General features: G+C 56.6%; 15 protein-coding genes. 9 read left to right on the top strand and 6 right to left on the bottom strand.

What is annotated here, in order from left to right:
• Positions 1-108 precede the first annotated feature (108 nt).
• The 5 genes from ACR0B7_RS12590 to ACR0B7_RS12570 all read right to left on the bottom strand — a co-directional run bounded on the left by ACR0B7_RS12590 (position 109) and on the right by ACR0B7_RS12570 (position 6,073).
• Positions 109-711: a GNAT family N-acetyltransferase gene (locus tag ACR0B7_RS12590; protein WP_170417055.1), complete on the bottom strand. Its 603-nt coding sequence runs from the start codon at positions 709-711 to the stop codon at positions 109-111.
• 243 nt (positions 712-954) lie between these two features.
• Positions 955-1,899: an ABC transporter substrate-binding protein gene (locus ACR0B7_RS12585; protein ID WP_170389410.1), complete on the bottom strand. Its 945-nt coding sequence runs from the start codon at positions 1,897-1,899 to the stop codon at positions 955-957.
• 47 nt (positions 1,900-1,946) lie between these two features.
• Entirely contained in the window at positions 1,947-2,954 is a 1,008-nt protein-coding gene (locus ACR0B7_RS12580) for an ABC transporter permease (protein ID WP_170389408.1), read from the bottom strand.
• Entirely contained in the window at positions 2,951-4,477 is a 1,527-nt protein-coding gene (locus ACR0B7_RS12575) for a sugar ABC transporter ATP-binding protein (protein ID WP_170417057.1), read from the bottom strand. The genes ACR0B7_RS12580 and ACR0B7_RS12575 overlap by 4 nt, the downstream gene beginning before the upstream one ends.
• A gap of 42 nt (positions 4,478-4,519) precedes the next feature.
• A complete protein-coding gene (locus tag ACR0B7_RS12570; RefSeq protein WP_170576998.1) occupies positions 4,520-6,073 on the bottom strand; it encodes an altronate dehydratase family protein in 1,554 nt (517 codons plus the stop codon).
• 83 nt (positions 6,074-6,156) lie between these two features.
• On the opposite strand from ACR0B7_RS12570, the gene ACR0B7_RS12565 reads away from it, so the two are divergent.
• The 8 genes from ACR0B7_RS12565 to ACR0B7_RS12530 are packed head-to-tail and all read left to right on the top strand — an operon-like array spanning position 6,157 to position 13,443.
• Complete coding sequence (locus ACR0B7_RS12565) at positions 6,157-6,894, top strand: GntR family transcriptional regulator (RefSeq protein WP_480681596.1); 738 nt, start codon at positions 6,157-6,159, stop codon at positions 6,892-6,894.
• Positions 6,891-7,943: an aldo/keto reductase gene (locus ACR0B7_RS12560; RefSeq protein ID WP_170576999.1), complete on the top strand. Its 1,053-nt coding sequence runs from the start codon at positions 6,891-6,893 to the stop codon at positions 7,941-7,943. Before ACR0B7_RS12565 ends, ACR0B7_RS12560 begins: the two co-directional genes overlap by 4 nt.
• Positions 7,933-8,361: an RbsD/FucU domain-containing protein gene (locus tag ACR0B7_RS12555; protein ID WP_170486192.1), complete on the top strand. Its 429-nt coding sequence runs from the start codon at positions 7,933-7,935 to the stop codon at positions 8,359-8,361. Before ACR0B7_RS12560 ends, ACR0B7_RS12555 begins: the two co-directional genes overlap by 11 nt.
• Positions 8,358-9,188 carry an amidohydrolase family protein gene (locus tag ACR0B7_RS12550; RefSeq protein ID WP_480681593.1) on the top strand — a complete coding sequence of 277 codons (831 nt, stop codon included), beginning with the start codon at positions 8,358-8,360 and terminating at the stop codon, positions 9,186-9,188. Before ACR0B7_RS12555 ends, ACR0B7_RS12550 begins: the two co-directional genes overlap by 4 nt.
• Before the next feature lies 1 nt (position 9,189).
• On the top strand, positions 9,190-10,302 hold the full coding sequence (locus tag ACR0B7_RS12545) for a fumarylacetoacetate hydrolase family protein (RefSeq protein ID WP_170417066.1): 1,113 nt from the start codon (positions 9,190-9,192) through the stop codon (positions 10,300-10,302).
• Positions 10,303-10,315: 13 nt separating this feature from the next.
• Positions 10,316-11,818, top strand: coding sequence for an aldehyde dehydrogenase (NADP(+)) (locus ACR0B7_RS12540; RefSeq protein ID WP_170417068.1), 1,503 nt, complete (start codon positions 10,316-10,318; stop codon positions 11,816-11,818).
• Between the two features lie 8 nt (positions 11,819-11,826).
• Complete coding sequence (locus ACR0B7_RS12535) at positions 11,827-12,582, top strand: SDR family oxidoreductase (RefSeq protein ID WP_170417069.1); 756 nt, start codon at positions 11,827-11,829, stop codon at positions 12,580-12,582.
• 18 nt (positions 12,583-12,600) lie between these two features.
• The gene (locus tag ACR0B7_RS12530; protein WP_170417071.1) at positions 12,601-13,443 is read left to right on the top strand and encodes a fumarylacetoacetate hydrolase family protein; all 843 of its coding nucleotides are present in this window, start codon (positions 12,601-12,603) and stop codon (positions 13,441-13,443) included.
• A 114-nt stretch (positions 13,444-13,557) separates the two neighbouring features.
• Here ACR0B7_RS12530 and ACR0B7_RS12525 read toward each other — a convergent pair whose 3' ends face one another.
• Positions 13,558-14,565, bottom strand: coding sequence for a GlxA family transcriptional regulator (locus tag ACR0B7_RS12525; RefSeq protein ID WP_170486195.1), 1,008 nt, complete (start codon positions 14,563-14,565; stop codon positions 13,558-13,560).
• A gap of 151 nt (positions 14,566-14,716) precedes the next feature.
• On the opposite strand from ACR0B7_RS12525, the gene ACR0B7_RS12520 reads away from it, so the two are divergent.
• A complete protein-coding gene (locus ACR0B7_RS12520; protein WP_170417075.1) occupies positions 14,717-15,394 on the top strand; it encodes a GntR family transcriptional regulator in 678 nt (225 codons plus the stop codon).
• Positions 15,395-15,402: the final 8 nt, after the last annotated feature.

The raw sequence follows: 15,402 nt of genomic DNA, 5'->3' as shown, positions 1-15,402 counted from the left end.
GTTGTTGGTGTTCACTGGAATTTCTCTTTTCGAGACCTCTGATCACGCACGGTGTTCAACATATACTAAATTATTACTATTTCGACTGCCCTGGATCTTGGATGAGGGTTACATGTTCGTATCCTGCGGTGGCCATGACCAAGCCCCGGGTGAATTTGATCCAAACGTGACGATCGTATCGTCGCTCAATTCTCGCGCCAATCCTTCGCGATGTGACATCCAATCCTGCTTTAGAATGCCCACAACAACCATGTCGTGGAATTGCCCATCCGCGAACCACGCCTGCCGCATGGAACCTTCGACCTGGCAACCGATCTTGGCCACCAGATCCTTACTGCTCTGGTTGTCCGCGCGGTAATACGAGGTGAGGCGGTTCAAACCCAACTGCCGAAACGCGAAATCCACCACGAGTGCGGTCGCCCGGATTCCGACGCCAAGGCGGCGGGCTTCCTTGTGCATGAACATCGCGACAATCGCATCGCGATTAATCGTTGAAATCGCTTCGAGCCCTGTCATCCCCAGCGCTTTTCCGGCGCTGGATTCAACGACAAACCAGCACTTGCATCCAACACCATTCGGGGCAAAGGCGTCTTTCCAGCTTTCTTCTGTCTGAAATTGACTCAGCGGGATGCGTGAGGTTCGGTCAAAAAGGGCAAGATCTTCAACGTCCTGAAACCACGGTGCTATAGTAGCCAAATCCGCTTTTTCCATCGGGCGCAATCTGAATGAGTTATGCGTTTTTTCGGGCACCAGTAAAATTACCTTTGAACAAATTCTTAAAAACCTTGTGCTGACATTAGCATAAAAGTTCCAAAATTATGAAGTTAGAAACAAAATGACCGCCAAATTCACGCAAGAGGTCGATATCTCACAGTGAAACTTAAAATTTCATCAGCGTGAAAGCAAACCGGCCCACCAATCTGGTGAGCCGGAAAGACGTAAGCGGTAGAATTATCAGTCGTACAAGACGGCTGAAATTTTTGGATCATCCATGTTGGACGCATCGTAGTAGTAGAACCCAGTGTCAATCAGTGCTGGAACTTCCTCGCCGTTCATGGCGGCGACTGCGGCTTTGACCGTCTCATACCCAATGCCGACCGGGTTCTGCGTGATGGCGCCGGCCATCAGGCCGCTTTTGACGGCGTCTTTCTGCGCCTTGCCGCTGTCATAGCCGATGATGACCAGACCTTCGGTTCCCAGTTCCTGCACACCGTTCACCACACCGATGGCCGACCCTTCATTGGTTCCGAAAATACCATTCAGGTCCGGGTTGGCTGTCAGGATTGCCTTGGTGACTTCGGTCGACTTCAGATGATCGCCCTGCCCGTACTGGACTGTTACAACCTCGATATCAGGGTATTTCTCGGCGATGCGATTCACGAATCCGTCGCGGCGATCAATACCAGTACGGCTGGTTTGGTCATGCGCGACCACGGCAACCTTGCCTTTGCCACCAAGTATCTCGGCCATCTTGTCCGCGGCCAGACCTGCGGCCGCCAAATTGTCCGTGGTCGCAGTCGACACGGGAATGTCACTATCGACACCACTGTCGAAGGCGATGATTGGGATGCCCTTTTCGTCAGCCTGCTTGAGCAACGGAATGGCGGCCTGACTGTCCAGTGCAGCGAAACCGATCGCCTTGGGATTATTGGCCAATGCTGCTGCCAGCATGTCGATCTGACGGTCGACCATGGTTTCGTTGTCAGGACCCTCAAAGGTAATTGTGACGTTGAATTCCTCTGCCGCTTGCTCGGCCCCGGACTTCACGGCCTGCCAGAACTGGTGCTGGAACCCTTTGGATACCAGCGGGATGTAGATATCTTCAGCCGAGACCATTGAGGCCGGGGCTGCAAAGGTGGCTGCGCTCAGCGCACCCAGAATGAAACGACGTGAAAACATGTTTTCTCCTCCAGTTGGTGTTTTTGTCGTTGGTTTGGTTCGGTAATTCAGCCGCTGTTCTTGCGCCGAGCCATGTCAGCGTAGACAGCCAGAATGATGATTGCGCCGGTCACGACAGTCTGCCATTCCTGCGCAACGGAAAGTACGCGCAACCCGTTGGTCAGAACTGCCATGATCAGTGCGCCGATCAGGGTGCCCAGAATCGTACCGCGTCCACCGGACAAGGACGTGCCACCGATGACCACCGCCGCGATAGCTTCCAACTCGTACCCGAGACCCAAGGCGGGCTGAGCCGAGTTCAGGCGCGAGGCAATCAGGATGCCGCCAATCCCGCAGATGCCTCCGGCCAGCGCATAGATGCGCATTTTCCAAGCGTCAGTGTTCACGCCTGACAGACGTACCGCTTCTTCGTTTGATCCCAGCGCGAACGTATATCGTCCTAAAACCGTGCGGCTCAGGATGTAAGATGCTGCAAGGGCTACCAGAAACAGGATCAGAACACCGTTCGGGATGGGCAGCGCGGGAATGACCTCTCCTATCAGAGACCCGCGCGAGATTTGGTCGAATCCGGGCGTGTCGTTGAAATAGATCGGTCTCGTGCCCGAAATGACTAGCGACAAGCCCTTCAAAATCAACATCATGCCCAGCGTCGCGATAAAGGGTGGGATCTTCATCTTGGCGACGAAAGTGCCGGAACACAGACCGCAAAATGCACCTGCTGCAATTGCGGCTGCGACGCCAATCAGCAATGGCATGCCAAGATAGGTAAGAACCACGCCCGCGATCACGGCGCAGAACGTCATGAGCGTGCCAACAGACAGGTCGATCCCACCGGTGATGATGACCAGAGTTGCTGCAACGGCCAGTACGCCGTTGACCGAAGTCGCTTGCAGAATGGCGATCATGTTCGACGTTTGCATGAAGTTCGGTGAGGCTATCGAGAACCCGATCAGCAGGGCGATCAGGCTGGCAAACGCTAGCATCTTTTGGTACGCGCCGCTTTCGGACAAACCCGCCAAGGGCTTTTTCTTGTCGATATCGGTTGCTGTGGTCATTGTATTGTCCCTGTAACCTGCATGGCCGCTTCTCGTTGGGTGGCCAGATGCATGATGTCTTCCTGAGTGGTGTCTTTTCCGCCGGGCAGTATCCCGGTCAGGCGGCCTTCACACATGACCGCGATCCGGTGGCTGAGGCGCATGATCTCGGGCAGTTCTGACGAGATCACGATGATCGTCTTGCCTTGTTCCGCCAGGTCTTCGAGCAGTTTGTAAATCTCGGATTTCGCGCCCACGTCGATGCCGCGGGTCGGCTCGTCAAAGATCAGGATGTCGCAATCGCGCAGTAGCCATTTGGCGATGACGACCTTTTGCTGATTGCCACCTGACAACAGCCGCACCTCTTGCACGTCAGACGGAGTGCGAATGCCCAACTGGGCTATGTAGCCCTTGGCCGTTGTGCTAATTTCACTGTCGTTCAGCACGCCTCCGGTGCCTGTGAACAGGTCCATCGAGGCCAGCGCGATATTGTCTCGGACGTTCATGCCGGTGGCGAGGCCAAAGTGTTTTCGGTCTTCGGACAGATATCCGATGCCTGCGCGCACAGCATCTTTGGGCGATCTGATGAAAACCTCTTTGCCGTGTACGCGAATTTCGCCGCTGTCTTTCGGGTCCGCGCCGAAGATGGCCCTTGCGACTTCGGTCCGCCCTGCCCCCATCAATCCGGCAAAGCCTAGTATCTCGCCCTTTTGAACCGAAAAACTGACATCCCGGATGTCTTTGCCTCGGTTCAAGCCCCTGATTTGCAACGAAACCTCGGCGTCACCCAGATCGGGTACGTCCAGGGGCTTTTCGTTTACCTCCCGTCCAACCATCATCGCGATAATCTGACTGATAGGTGTTTCTGAGGCACCCACGGTGCCGACATATTCACCATCGCGCATCACGGTCACGCGGTCGGCGATCTGCTTTAATTCATCCATCTTGTGGCTGATGTAGACGATGCCCACACCCTCGTCCTTCAGTCTGCGAATGATCACGAACAGCTCGGCAATCTCGGCGTCATTCAGGGCGGCCGTGGGTTCGTCCATGATCAGCACCTTGGAGCGAAAAGACAGAGCTTTTGCGATCTCGACCATTTGTTGCTTTGCAATGGTCAAGCTGCCAACCAAGGCCTTGGGGTCGAGGTTCAAGTTCATTGAGGCGAATATTTCGGCCGTCTTCTCGTTCAGCGCGGCTTCGTCCAGTCGGCCAAAGCTTTTGCGTGGCTCGCGGCCGATAAAGATGTTCTGCGCGACGGTCAGATCGTTCATGAGGCTCAGTTCCTGATGAATGATGCCTATGCCCAGATCCTGCGCTTCGCGGGGTGTGGTTGGGCTGACCGATTTGCCCTCGATCGTCAGATCACCGCCATCACGCTGGTAAATCCCTGACAGGATTTTCATCAGCGTGCTTTTCCCGGCCCCGTTCTCGCCCATCAGTGCGTGAACTTCGCCACTGTTCAAATCGAACTGCACGGACTTGAGCGCGTGCACTCCGGGAAAGTGCTTGTCGATCCCTGTCATGTGGACCAGTTTTTTCATTTCTCCTCCTATATGCCCGTCTCCTCTTGGGCAAAGCGCGGGCTACATCACCGCGCCGATTTGCCAGGGAACGAATTCGACCCCTCCAAATCCAAGTTCCTCACTTTTTGTTTTCTCACCCGAGGCAACACGGATCAGGATTTCAAACAATTCCTCACCCTTGGCCTCGATGCTGACACCGTCCGTGACGATGTCCCCGCAATTCAGGTCCATGTCGTCGGCCATGCGCGCATACATCTCGGAATTGGTTGCCAGTTTGATGCATGGCGTTGGCTGGTAGCCCGAAACCGAACCGCGCCCGGTCGTGAACACGATCAGGTTCGCCCCAGATGCCACCTGCCCCGTGACAGAACACGGGTCGAAACCGGGGCTGTCCATGAAGACAAAGCCTTTTTTGTCGACGATCTCACCGAACTTGTAGACGTCTCGCATTGGCGCGGTGCCGCCCTTGGCGACTGCTCCCAACGACTTTTCCAGGATCGTGGTCAACCCGCCGCGTTTGTTGCCGGGGCTGGGATTGTTGTCCATCTCACCGCCATTCCGCTCGGTGTATGCTTCCCACCAGCGAATGCGGTCGATCAGCTTTTCTCCTACCTCGGGGCTCTCGGCCCGTCTGGTCAGCAGGTGTTCGGCGCCATAGACCTCAGATGTTTCGGACAGAATTGTCGTGCCGCCGTGCCGAACCAAAAGGTCCGAAGCATACCCAAGCGCAGGATTCGCGGTAATTCCGGAATACCCATCGGACCCGCCGCACTGCATCCCGACGGTGATTTCACTGATCGGAGCAGGCTTGCGCGTCACCTGATTGGCCAAGGCCGCGATGCCCCGCAACTCTTCAAGTCCGCGTTCGATCGTGCGACGCGTGCCGCCTTCATTCTGGATCGTCATATATCGCAGCGCACCATCCTTGCGGATCGGGCGTCCGCCGACCAAATCGGCAACCTGCATGACCTCGCAGCCAAGCCCGATCAGCAGGATGCCCGCAAAATTAGGATGCTGCGCGTATCCGGCCAATGTGCGGAACAAGGTTGCGTAACCGTCATCCTTGCCGGACATGCCGCATCCTGTTCCGTGCACGATCGGCACGATTCCGTCCACATTCGGATAATCCCTGAGCAATTCTGACTGGGCGGCGGCCTCTGCAATAAACCGCGCCACGGATCCCGAGCAGTTTACCGTTGTCAGGATGCCGATATAGTTCCGTGTCCCAACTTTGCCGTCGGCTCGGTGAAATCCCTGAAAGGTTCGGCTTTCGGCGATTGCTGGCAATGGGGCATTTGCGCTTGCGTAAGCATAGTCCTGTTGATGTGCCCCCATGCCCAGATTGTGAACGTGCACATGCTCGCCCGGAGATATGTTCGACTTGGCCTGACCAATGATCTGCCCATAGCGAATAACATTGTCGCCCACCTTTATCGGCTCAACCGCGATTTTGTGTCCGCGCTGAACCTGGTTCGCCAACGGCGCTGACAGGCCGGATGGGTGCTCGCCGGCCTGCAATTTCCGCAACGCAATGACGACATTATCATCGGGATTTAACCTCACCGTGTCGCGAGTCGTGGCCTGAGGAGCCTTTATTTCATGGTCTATTTGCATCGTTTTCCCGTTTGCCTGAATCGAGTGCTAAACGTGAATCCAGTACTTGTCAACTAACATGTTAGTATGCTAGATGATTGAATATGAGTAGACCGCAAGACATAGACGCGCAGCTTCTGCGCGAGATTTCTTCGGCCGAAGGCTCGCTTGCGCAGCGGGTCTATGCGGCCATCAAGCAGGCAATTCTGTCTCTGGATTTTCCGCCCGGGGCCAACTTGCGAAAGGCACCCATATGCGAGCGTCTTGGGGTTTCGCGCGCCCCCGTTACCGAGGCAATCGCCCGGCTCGCTTCAGAGGGTCTGGTCGACGTGGTTCCGCAATCCGGCACGCGCGTGTCGTATTTTTCGATGTCTGAAATCCGCGAGGGAATGTTCCTCCGCGAGGCGCTTGAATTGGCAACGGTCGCCAAGGTCGCGCGCGATCTGACGGAAGAACAGCGCAAGAAGCTGAGCCGCAACATGCGCCTACAAGAGCTGTTGATCGAAGACGAGGACATCCCCGGTTTCTATCAGGCGGATGAAGAGTTCCACGCTTTGCTAATGGAATTTACGGGCTTCAACCGGCTGGCCGATGTTGCTCAGACCGTGTCGCTGCAGGTCAGCCGTGCGCGGATGCTGCTATTGCCGACGCCGGGGCGGATCGCAGAGACGCTGGAAGAACATCGCGCGATCTATACCGCTATTAAAAATCGGGATGAAGCCGCTGCACAGAACGCAATGCGTGGCCATCTTGGGCAGCTTATGCCTCGGATCGAAGTATTGCTGCAGGAACAGCCCGGTCTTTTCAACCTCACTCCCCAACCCGCACGAGAGGCAGGATGACAGCTTCAGGCACTGAACTTCTAAACAGCCGCACGGCGCGGCCCGTACCCTTGACCCGCATGGGTTTCGGCGGTGCGCCATTGGGCAACCTATACCGCAAGGTGTCGGACGAAGATGCGCAAGCCGCTCTGCAGGCAGCGTATGACGCGGGCATACGGTTCTTTGATACCGCGCCGCAATACGGTCTGGGCCGGTCCGAGCTTCGTTTTGGCGAGGCTATCGCTCGGTTCGGGCGTGAGAACATTCAGTTGTCGACCAAGATCGGACGACTTTTGCTGGACTGTGAGCCGCACGAAGTCACGCCCGAAGCCTTTGTAGACGTTCCGCAAAAGCGCATTGTGTTTGATTACACCTATGACGGCGTGATGCGGTCCTACGAGGCCAGCCAAGAACGCCTTGGTGTAGCCAACGCCGACATTCTACTGGTTCATGACGTGTGTGTCTTTAGCCAGGGAAGCCAGGAAATGTCGGACGCGAAGGTCCGTGAATTGTTCGATGGCGGAGGCTACAAGGCGTTGGTCGAATTGCGCGACGCCGGTGAAATAGCGGCGATTGGGGCTGGGGTGAATGAATGGCAGGTTTGCGAAAGACTTCTCGGGCTCGGCGATTTTGACGGTTTCCTTCTTGCGGGTCGCTACACGCTTCTTGAACAAGAGGCTTTGGACAGTTTTCTGCCATTGTGCGAAAAGCGCGATGTCGGGATCATACTGGGCGGACCGTATAACTCGGGGATTCTCGCGACCGGGTCCGTGCCTGGCGCCAAGTATAACTATGCTGATGCCCCTGACGAAATTCTGGATCATGTGCGCAAGATAGAAGCGGTTTGTGCGGCGCATGACACTCCGCTGATAGCAGCCGCCTTGCAATTTGTCCTTGGGCATCCATGTGTCAAAACGGTTGTTCCCGGTGCCGTCAACGCGGCGGAGGTTCAAGCAAATGTCGCATTGCTCGACCGGGAAATTCCTGCGGGTCTATGGTCGGACCTGCGCAGCGAAGGTCTGATCCGGCCTGATGCCCCACTGCCCGTGGAGGCCGCCGATGCTGCGTAACATCGACCCGGTTTTGTCACCCGAATTGCTGTATGCCCTGCGTGCGATGGGTCACGGAGATGAGATCGTGATCGCAGACGCCAATTTTCCGGGTTCCAGTTCTGGGCCACAGTGCATTCGGGCTGACGGTTCCAGTGCGAGCGAAATCCTGCGGGCTGTTTTGTCCGTAATGCCCTTGGACAGCTTCGTCCCCGACCCCGCACTGATCATGCAGGTTGTAGGCGACCCAGATGCCATCCCCGAGGCCGTTGCAGACTTTCAGCAGATTATCTTGGATACCGCAGACCATCCGGTTCAGGTTCAAGGGCTGGAAAGGTTTGCGTTCTACGACCGCGCCTCGACAGCCTTCGCGATGGTCCAGACCGGCGAGCGTCGGCTTTATGGCAACATCATCCTCAAGAAAGGTGTGATTGGATGAGGATCGACGCGCACCAGCACTTCTGGGCGTTGAGCCGGGGGGATTATGGCTGGCTCACACCTGATCTGGCGACGATTTACAGGGATTTCGGGCCAACCGATCTGGCCCCGCTGCTGGATGCGGCCGGGATCGAGGGCACGGTTTTGGTCCAGGCCGCTCCGACACTGGCGGAAACCGAATACATGCTGTCACTTGCTGATCGGACGCCGTTTATCAAGGGCGTCGTCGGGTGGGTCGACTTTGAGGCCGACGATGCGCCTTGGCGAATGGGGGCACTGGCCGCAAACCCTGTTCTGGTTGGGCTACGGCCGATGATTCAGGATATTGCCGACCCCGAGTGGATGATCAAAGACAGCCTGACACCGGCGTTTGAAGCGCTGCAACAGAATGATCTGACTTTCGATGCGCTGACCCTGCCCCAGCATCTTGCACCCCTGAGCCAGCTATTGGATCGCCACCCAGATTTGCGCACGGTCATCGACCACGGCTCTAAACCCTTGATACGGGACGGCGTTATCGACGGATGGGCTCAAGATATGAGCGCGCTCGCCAGAAACACCAAGGCCTATTGCAAACTGTCCGGCCTGGTCACCGAAGCGGCTGAGAGCTGGAGCATCGAAGACCTGCGCCCCTATGTGCAGCTTTTGCTGGACACGTTCGGTCCATCGCGGCTGATTTGGGGCAGCGATTGGCCGGTCTGCACGTTGGCCAGCAGTTATGAGCGCTGGCTGGAAACAACGGATGCTCTGCTAGGCGCATTGAGTGAAACCGAACGCAATGCGGTTCTGGGGGACAACGCCGCCCGAGCCTATAAACTCAGGGACTGAAATGATTTTTCCTAATTTGGACAGTGAAGGTCTATGGCTGGGGCGTGTGGAACGCCCGGGGATTGGTCCGGCTGTGGTGACAATTCGAGACGGTCAAGTATTTGACATTACGTCGAAAACCGCGCCGACCGTAAGGGACGTTCTGGAGCGGGGCGATGCGGCGAACTATGTCCGCTCGGTGCCCGGCGTTGCAATCGGAACTTTGGACTCAGGGCATCAATGGTTGGCGCCTTGCGATTTGCAAGCGGTCAAAGCCTGCGGAGTCACGTTCGCAGGTTCCATGGTCGAGCGTGTAATCGAAGAGCAAGCCGCAGGTGACCCCGCCAAGGCCGATGCCATTCGTGATCGCATAGGCACTCGCATCGGAGAAAGCCTGTCCTGTATCGTGCCGGGTTCCGAAGATGCCGCGAAGGTCAAAGAGGCGCTGATCGCGGAAGGGCTGTGGAGTCAGTACCTTGAAGTCGGCATCGGCCCCGACGCCGAGGTGTTTTCAAAAGCACAGGTGTTGTCGTCCGTGGGCCATGGTGCGGATGTCGGCCTGCATCCGATTTCGACGTGGAACAACCCCGAACCCGAGGTCGTTCTGGCCGTGACTTCGCAGGGCGAGATCAAGGGTGCGACGCTAGGCAACGACGTCAATTTGCGCGATGTCGAGGGACGGTCGGCGCTCCTTCTCAGCAAGGCCAAGGACAACAATGCGTCATGCGCGATCGGCCCGATGATCCGGCTGTTCGACGACCGGTTCTCGCTGGACGATGTCCGGGACACAGATTTGACCCTGACCGTGACCGGCGAGGACGGGTTTGTGCTGAACGGCCAATCTTCGATGTCGCAGATCAGCCGTGACCCTGCTGATCTGGTTCGCCAGACTATTGGGCGTCATCACCAGTATCCTGACGGGCTTATGCTGTTTCTCGGAACGCTTTTTGCCCCCACACAGGATCGCGATACACCCGGCGGAGGCTTTACTCACAAGCTGGGCGATATCGTCACAATTTCAAACGACAAACTCGGCGCGTTGACCAACACGGTTCGCCTGTCGACAGAATGTCCTGAATGGCGTTTCGGGGCATCTCATCTGATGCGAAATCTGGCCGAACGTGGCCTGCTGTAGGAAAGACCGATAAATGCTGAGTGGAAAACACTTGATTGCCGGGGAATGGACCGGCGGGGGCAAGACGTTTCAATCAACCCCGGCGCACGGACCGGGTCACAGTTTTGCCAGCGGAACCCCCGCGGATGTGGATGCCGCAGTGAAGGCCGCCGAAGATGCCTTTGTGACTTACGGATGGTCCACACGGACTGAACGCGCGGCGTTTTTGCGCCAAATTGCCGATGAGATCGATCTGCGCGGTGATGCCATAACCGCGATCGGCTGCCGGGAAACCGGCCTGCCCGAGGCGCGTTTGCAGGGCGAGCGCGGTCGAACTGTCGGCCAGCTAAGGCTGTTTGCCGACCACATTGAGCAGGGCGAATATCTCGACCAGCGCCATGATCCCGCTTTGCCGGATCGCGCGCCCTTACCTCGGCCGGACCTCCGCATGATCCAACGACCGCTCGGCCCGGTTGCCGTGTTCGGTGCGTCCAACTTCCCGCTCGCCTTTTCGGTGGCCGGTGGTGATACGGCTTCGGCTTTGGCCGCAGGCTGCCCTGTGGTCGTTAAGGGCCATCCGGCGCATCCCGGCACCGGGGAAATCGTTGCGCAAGCCATTGATGCCGCGATCCGCGCAACGGGGGTTCCGGCGGGCACATTCTCGTTGATTCAAAGCGACGGTATCGAAGTCGGTTCTGCACTTGCTCAACACCCCTTGATCCGAGCGGTCGGCTTCACCGGGTCGCTGCAAGCAGGCCGCGCCTTGTTTGACCTTTGCGCCGCGCGCCCCGAGCCCATTCCCTTTTTCGGAGAGCTTGGATCTGTCAATCCGATGTTCCTGCTTCCGCAAGCAATGGCGGCAAGGGGTGCGGACGTTGGTACAGGGTGGGCTGGCTCGTTGACAATGGGCGCGGGGCAATTCTGCACCAATCCCGGTATTGCCGTTGTCATCGACGGACCAGATGCGGATGCGTTTCAGACGGCAGCGCAGGACGCGCTGAACCAAATCTCCGGGCAGGTGATGCTGACAGAGGGCATCTCGCAGGCGTATCGCGCCGGTGTCTCGCAAATTGCGGATCAGGCGGGTGTTACGCAGGTCGTGACCAACGACAGCGAACCACGCAGTGCCGCGCCAAACCTTTTTGTGGTTTCGGGTGACGACTGGATGGACAACCCGGTCCTTCACCAAGAGGTTTTTGGGCCAATGGGGATTGTCCTGCGAGTCCGTGACGATGATCAAATGCTTCAGATCGCCAACGCGGTCGAAGGGCAGTTGACCTGCACCCTGCATATGGACGATGGCGATAAAACTCTGGCCCGTAAACTTGTTGCAGTGCTCGAGCGAAAGGCAGGGCGGCTGCTTGCCAACGGCTTCCCGACCGGCGTCGAAGTCTGTGACAGTATGGTGCATGGCGGCCCCTACCCTGCATCAACCAATTTCGGCGCAACCTCGGTCGGCACATTGTCGATCCGGCGCTTCCTGCGTCCGGTTTGCTATCAGGACATCCCGGCAGAACTTCTGACCGAGCAAGCGTGAGGTACGTCATGACAGATTCACATTCCAACGGTCGCCTTGCCGGAAAAACGGCTCTTATTACCGCTGCGGGTCAGGGTATAGGTCGTGCCACGGCCGAGCTGTTTGCGGCAGAAGGCGCCAACGTTATCGCCAGTGACATCAATGACACCGCTCTGGCCGAACTGAATGATCTGAAAGGTGTGACTGCGTTGAAGCTGGACGTAACGGATGCAAACGCCGTTCAATCAGTAGCGGCGGGCCTGCCGTCTCTGGATATTCTGTTTAACTGTGCCGGATTTGTGGCCAGCGGTTCGATCCTTGAATGTGAAGAAAAGGACTGGGATTTCAGCTTTGATCTGAACGTCAAAGCCATGTACCGGCTGATCCGTCTGGTCCTGCCGGGTATGCTGCAAAACGGTGGCGGATCGATCATCAACATGTCTTCGGTCGCGTCGTCCATAAAGGGTGTTCCGAACCGGTTCGCCTATTGCGCGTCCAAGGCTGCCGTGATCGGCCTGACAAAATCTGTTGCCGCCGATTTTGTGACACAAGGAATTCGCTGCAACGCTATCTGCCCGGGAACGGTCGACAGCCCCAGCCTGCATGACCGCCTGAGGGCGACCGGCGACTATGAAAAGGCAATGACCGACTTCATCGCGCGTCAACCCATGGGGCGCATTGGAACGGCGGACGAAATTGCGGAACTTGCGCTGTATTTGGCCAGTGACGCCAGCAAATACACCTCGGGACAACCGTTTTCCATTGATGGCGGTTGGACCATCTGAACCGAAAAGGAACTAGAAATGAAGCTGCTAAGGCATGGTCCCGCAGGCGCGGAGAAACCCGGAATTCTCGACGATGATGGAACGATCCGTGATCTGTCGGGCGTTGTTGATGATATCTCGGGCGCGGTCCTGAGCGACGAGGGTCTTTCCTCACTGCGCGCATTGGACTTGGCGACGTTACCGGCCGTTGGTGCGGATACCCGTATCGGCGCCTGTGTGGGTCAGGTCGGCAAGTTCATTTGCATCGGTCTGAACTACGCTGACCACGCTGCTGAAAGTGGAATGGAATTGCCGGCCGAACCGGTGATCTTTTTCAAGGCAACCTCAGCGATCATCGGCCCGAATGACACCGTGGAAATTCCGCGAGGTTCGCGCAAGACCGATTGGGAAGTTGAGCTGGGTGTCGTCATCGGGACAGAGGCGAAATACGTGTCCGAGGCCGAAGCAATGAACCACGTGGCGGGCTATTGTGTGGTCAACGACCTGTCCGAGAGGGACTTTCAGCTCCATCGCTCGGGGCAATGGGTCAAAGGCAAGTCGGCAGACACGTTTGGGCCGATCGGTCCCTGGCTGGTGACGCGGGACGAAGTGAGTGATCCGCAAAAACTGCCAATGTATCTTGAGGTTAACGGCCACCGGTATCAGGACGGCTCGACCGAAACGATGCATTTCGGCGTCGCTACAGTCGTGTCACACCTGTCGCAGTTCATGTCGTTGCAGCCGGGGGATGTTATCTCGACAGGGACACCTCCGGGTGTTGGTATGGGGCAAACACCGCAAACCTATCTTAAACCCGGTGATACGATGGAACTTGGGATCGAAGGATTGGGCGTACAGCGACAGGCTGTCATTCAAGGATAGGCCCGCCCCTGCCCTATAGCCGTTGCATGGTCCCGGTTCAAAAGGCGCTCCGGGACCATGTTTTTCACCTACCGCGGCCTTGATCGCTCGCACAGAGGTCGCCGTCTTTGAGAGCTAGTGAGACCACGACCGCCGAAAATTATGCGGAGAAATTTTGTAGCGCGCTCGGAAATGGACCGAAAGCCTGTCAGCGCTGGTGAACCCGGACGCAAAGGCTATTTCCGCGACGCTGAGATCGGTTTCATTCAAAAGCGCGAAAGCGCGATCCAGTCTTAAATCGTTGTAAAACCGACCCGGCGACATATTGGCATGCTGCCTGAAAAGGCGTTCCATATGTCGGCGCGACAGTGATGCTTGGTCGGCAACCGCCTCAAGGCTGAGCGGAGTTTCAATGTTGTCGCGCATGATCTGAACGGCTTCGATCAGTTTCGCGTTCCGGGTGCCAAGCAATGGCGAGACAGGCGAAACCTGCTTGCTGCCGCTTTCACCTACACGACGGTGCAGACACATCTCGGACACACTTACCGCCAGAGCGTTTCCGAACAGTTCCTCGATGACTTCCAACATCATGTCCGTACTGGCATGTCCTCCGCCGCAGGTGCGTAATTTGCCATCAATCTCGTACAGGTTTTGCGTTGGTTCCATTGACGCAAAGTTCTCGCAGAACCCGGGTCGATTTTCCCAATGGACGGTAAACCGTTTGTCTCCGATCAAGCCAGCCTTGGCCAATGCAAAAGCGCCAGTGCAGATGCCGCCGAAATCACAGCCATGCGCCTTTTGCTTGCGTATCCAGTTCAGGACCGAGGTTTCAAACGATGACATCGGCTCAGTTCCGGAACATACGAATGTATAGGCGCCTTGTTCCAGATCGCGCATCGGCTGATCCGCTTGAATACGTATCCCGTTTGAACAGGTTACTGGTGCCCCGGTGGGTGTCAGAACATACCATTCAAACAACTGCTTTCTTGCCAATTGGTTTGAAATACGCAGCGGTTCGATTGCTGCGCTGAAAGCCAGCATTGTGGTATTGGGTAGCAGTAAAAAGTAGAACCTTTTTGGCGGCCCGTCATAGGGCACGTCTACAGAAATCGCTCCTCTGGGTAAGAAACGCTGACTGTCCATTGCCTCCTCCGTTCGTCGGGTCAAAAAGCGGTTCAATCGCCAACGCTGCGTCTTGAATACAGACTATTCTAGACAGCATATTCAAGACCCTTGGAAATAGTCACTTCATTTTGTATTTTGGATACAAATCTGTAATTCCTGAGACTGTCAAATGCCCAGAACGCGCGCGATCCCACGTCAAAGCCTGCCCGAAGTCATAACAAACGATCTGCGAGAGCGAATACTGAGCGGTGAGATGATCGAAGGGGAAACCATCCGCCAAGAGGCATTGGCCGAAGATTATGATGTATCGCGCATGCCGATCCGCGAAGCGTTGAAACGGCTTGATGCCGAAGGACTTGTCCAGTTGACCAACAATCGCGGTGCGTCCGTGACGACTCATTCCCTGTCAGAAATCGGAGAGATATTTGATCTGCGCATCCTGCTAGAGGTGGACCTGTTCAGACGATCCATTCCGCAAATGACAGATTCTGATTTCGCCACTTGTGAACAGTTGTTGGACGATATGGAGAAATCATACGAAGCCTATGACGTCGGCCGGTGGGGTAGTTTGAATTACGAGTATCACAAAGCCCTGTATGCGGCGGCGGATCGCGGGATCACCAACGAGATCCTTCAACGCGTCAACCTACAGTCTGACCGTTACGTTCGGATGCATCTCAGCGTGATGGAGCAACGTGAGCCTGCGAAGAAAGACCATCGCCTACTGCTCTCGTTGGCGCAGAAAGGCCAAGTCGATGCCGCTTGCGAATTGCTGACCAATCACATTCAGCGAACGAAGGAGCAGTTGCTGGCAATGGTTGTCGCAACCCGCCAAACCGAGGACTAGCCAGTACC

This window comes from Ruegeria sp. BB6, assembly GCF_056539385.1.
This window is presented reverse-complemented; position numbering and strand designations above follow the sequence as displayed.

Excerpts from the sequence above, each read along its gene's own strand:
- ACR0B7_RS12590 (WP_170417055.1), bottom strand. The coding sequence starts at position 711 with ATGGAAAAAGCGGATTTGGCTACTATAGCACCGTGGTTTCAGGACGTT.
- ACR0B7_RS12585 (WP_170389410.1), bottom strand. The coding sequence starts at position 1,899 with ATGTTTTCACGTCGTTTCATTCTGGGTGCGCTGAGCGCAGCCACCTTT.
- ACR0B7_RS12580 (WP_170389408.1), bottom strand. The coding sequence starts at position 2,954 with ATGACCACAGCAACCGATATCGACAAGAAAAAGCCCTTGGCGGGTTTG.
- ACR0B7_RS12575 (WP_170417057.1), bottom strand. The coding sequence starts at position 4,477 with ATGAAAAAACTGGTCCACATGACAGGGATCGACAAGCACTTTCCCGGA.
- ACR0B7_RS12570 (WP_170576998.1), bottom strand. The coding sequence starts at position 6,073 with ATGCAAATAGACCATGAAATAAAGGCTCCTCAGGCCACGACTCGCGAC.
- ACR0B7_RS12565 (WP_480681596.1), top strand. The coding sequence starts at position 6,157 with ATGAGTAGACCGCAAGACATAGACGCGCAGCTTCTGCGCGAGATTTCT.
- ACR0B7_RS12560 (WP_170576999.1), top strand. The coding sequence starts at position 6,891 with ATGACAGCTTCAGGCACTGAACTTCTAAACAGCCGCACGGCGCGGCCC.
- ACR0B7_RS12555 (WP_170486192.1), top strand. The coding sequence starts at position 7,933 with ATGCTGCGTAACATCGACCCGGTTTTGTCACCCGAATTGCTGTATGCC.
- ACR0B7_RS12550 (WP_480681593.1), top strand. The coding sequence starts at position 8,358 with ATGAGGATCGACGCGCACCAGCACTTCTGGGCGTTGAGCCGGGGGGAT.
- ACR0B7_RS12545 (WP_170417066.1), top strand. The coding sequence starts at position 9,190 with ATGATTTTTCCTAATTTGGACAGTGAAGGTCTATGGCTGGGGCGTGTG.
- ACR0B7_RS12540 (WP_170417068.1), top strand. The coding sequence starts at position 10,316 with ATGCTGAGTGGAAAACACTTGATTGCCGGGGAATGGACCGGCGGGGGC.
- ACR0B7_RS12535 (WP_170417069.1), top strand. The coding sequence starts at position 11,827 with ATGACAGATTCACATTCCAACGGTCGCCTTGCCGGAAAAACGGCTCTT.
- ACR0B7_RS12530 (WP_170417071.1), top strand. The coding sequence starts at position 12,601 with ATGAAGCTGCTAAGGCATGGTCCCGCAGGCGCGGAGAAACCCGGAATT.
- ACR0B7_RS12525 (WP_170486195.1), bottom strand. The coding sequence starts at position 14,565 with ATGGACAGTCAGCGTTTCTTACCCAGAGGAGCGATTTCTGTAGACGTG.
- ACR0B7_RS12520 (WP_170417075.1), top strand. The coding sequence starts at position 14,717 with ATGCCCAGAACGCGCGCGATCCCACGTCAAAGCCTGCCCGAAGTCATA.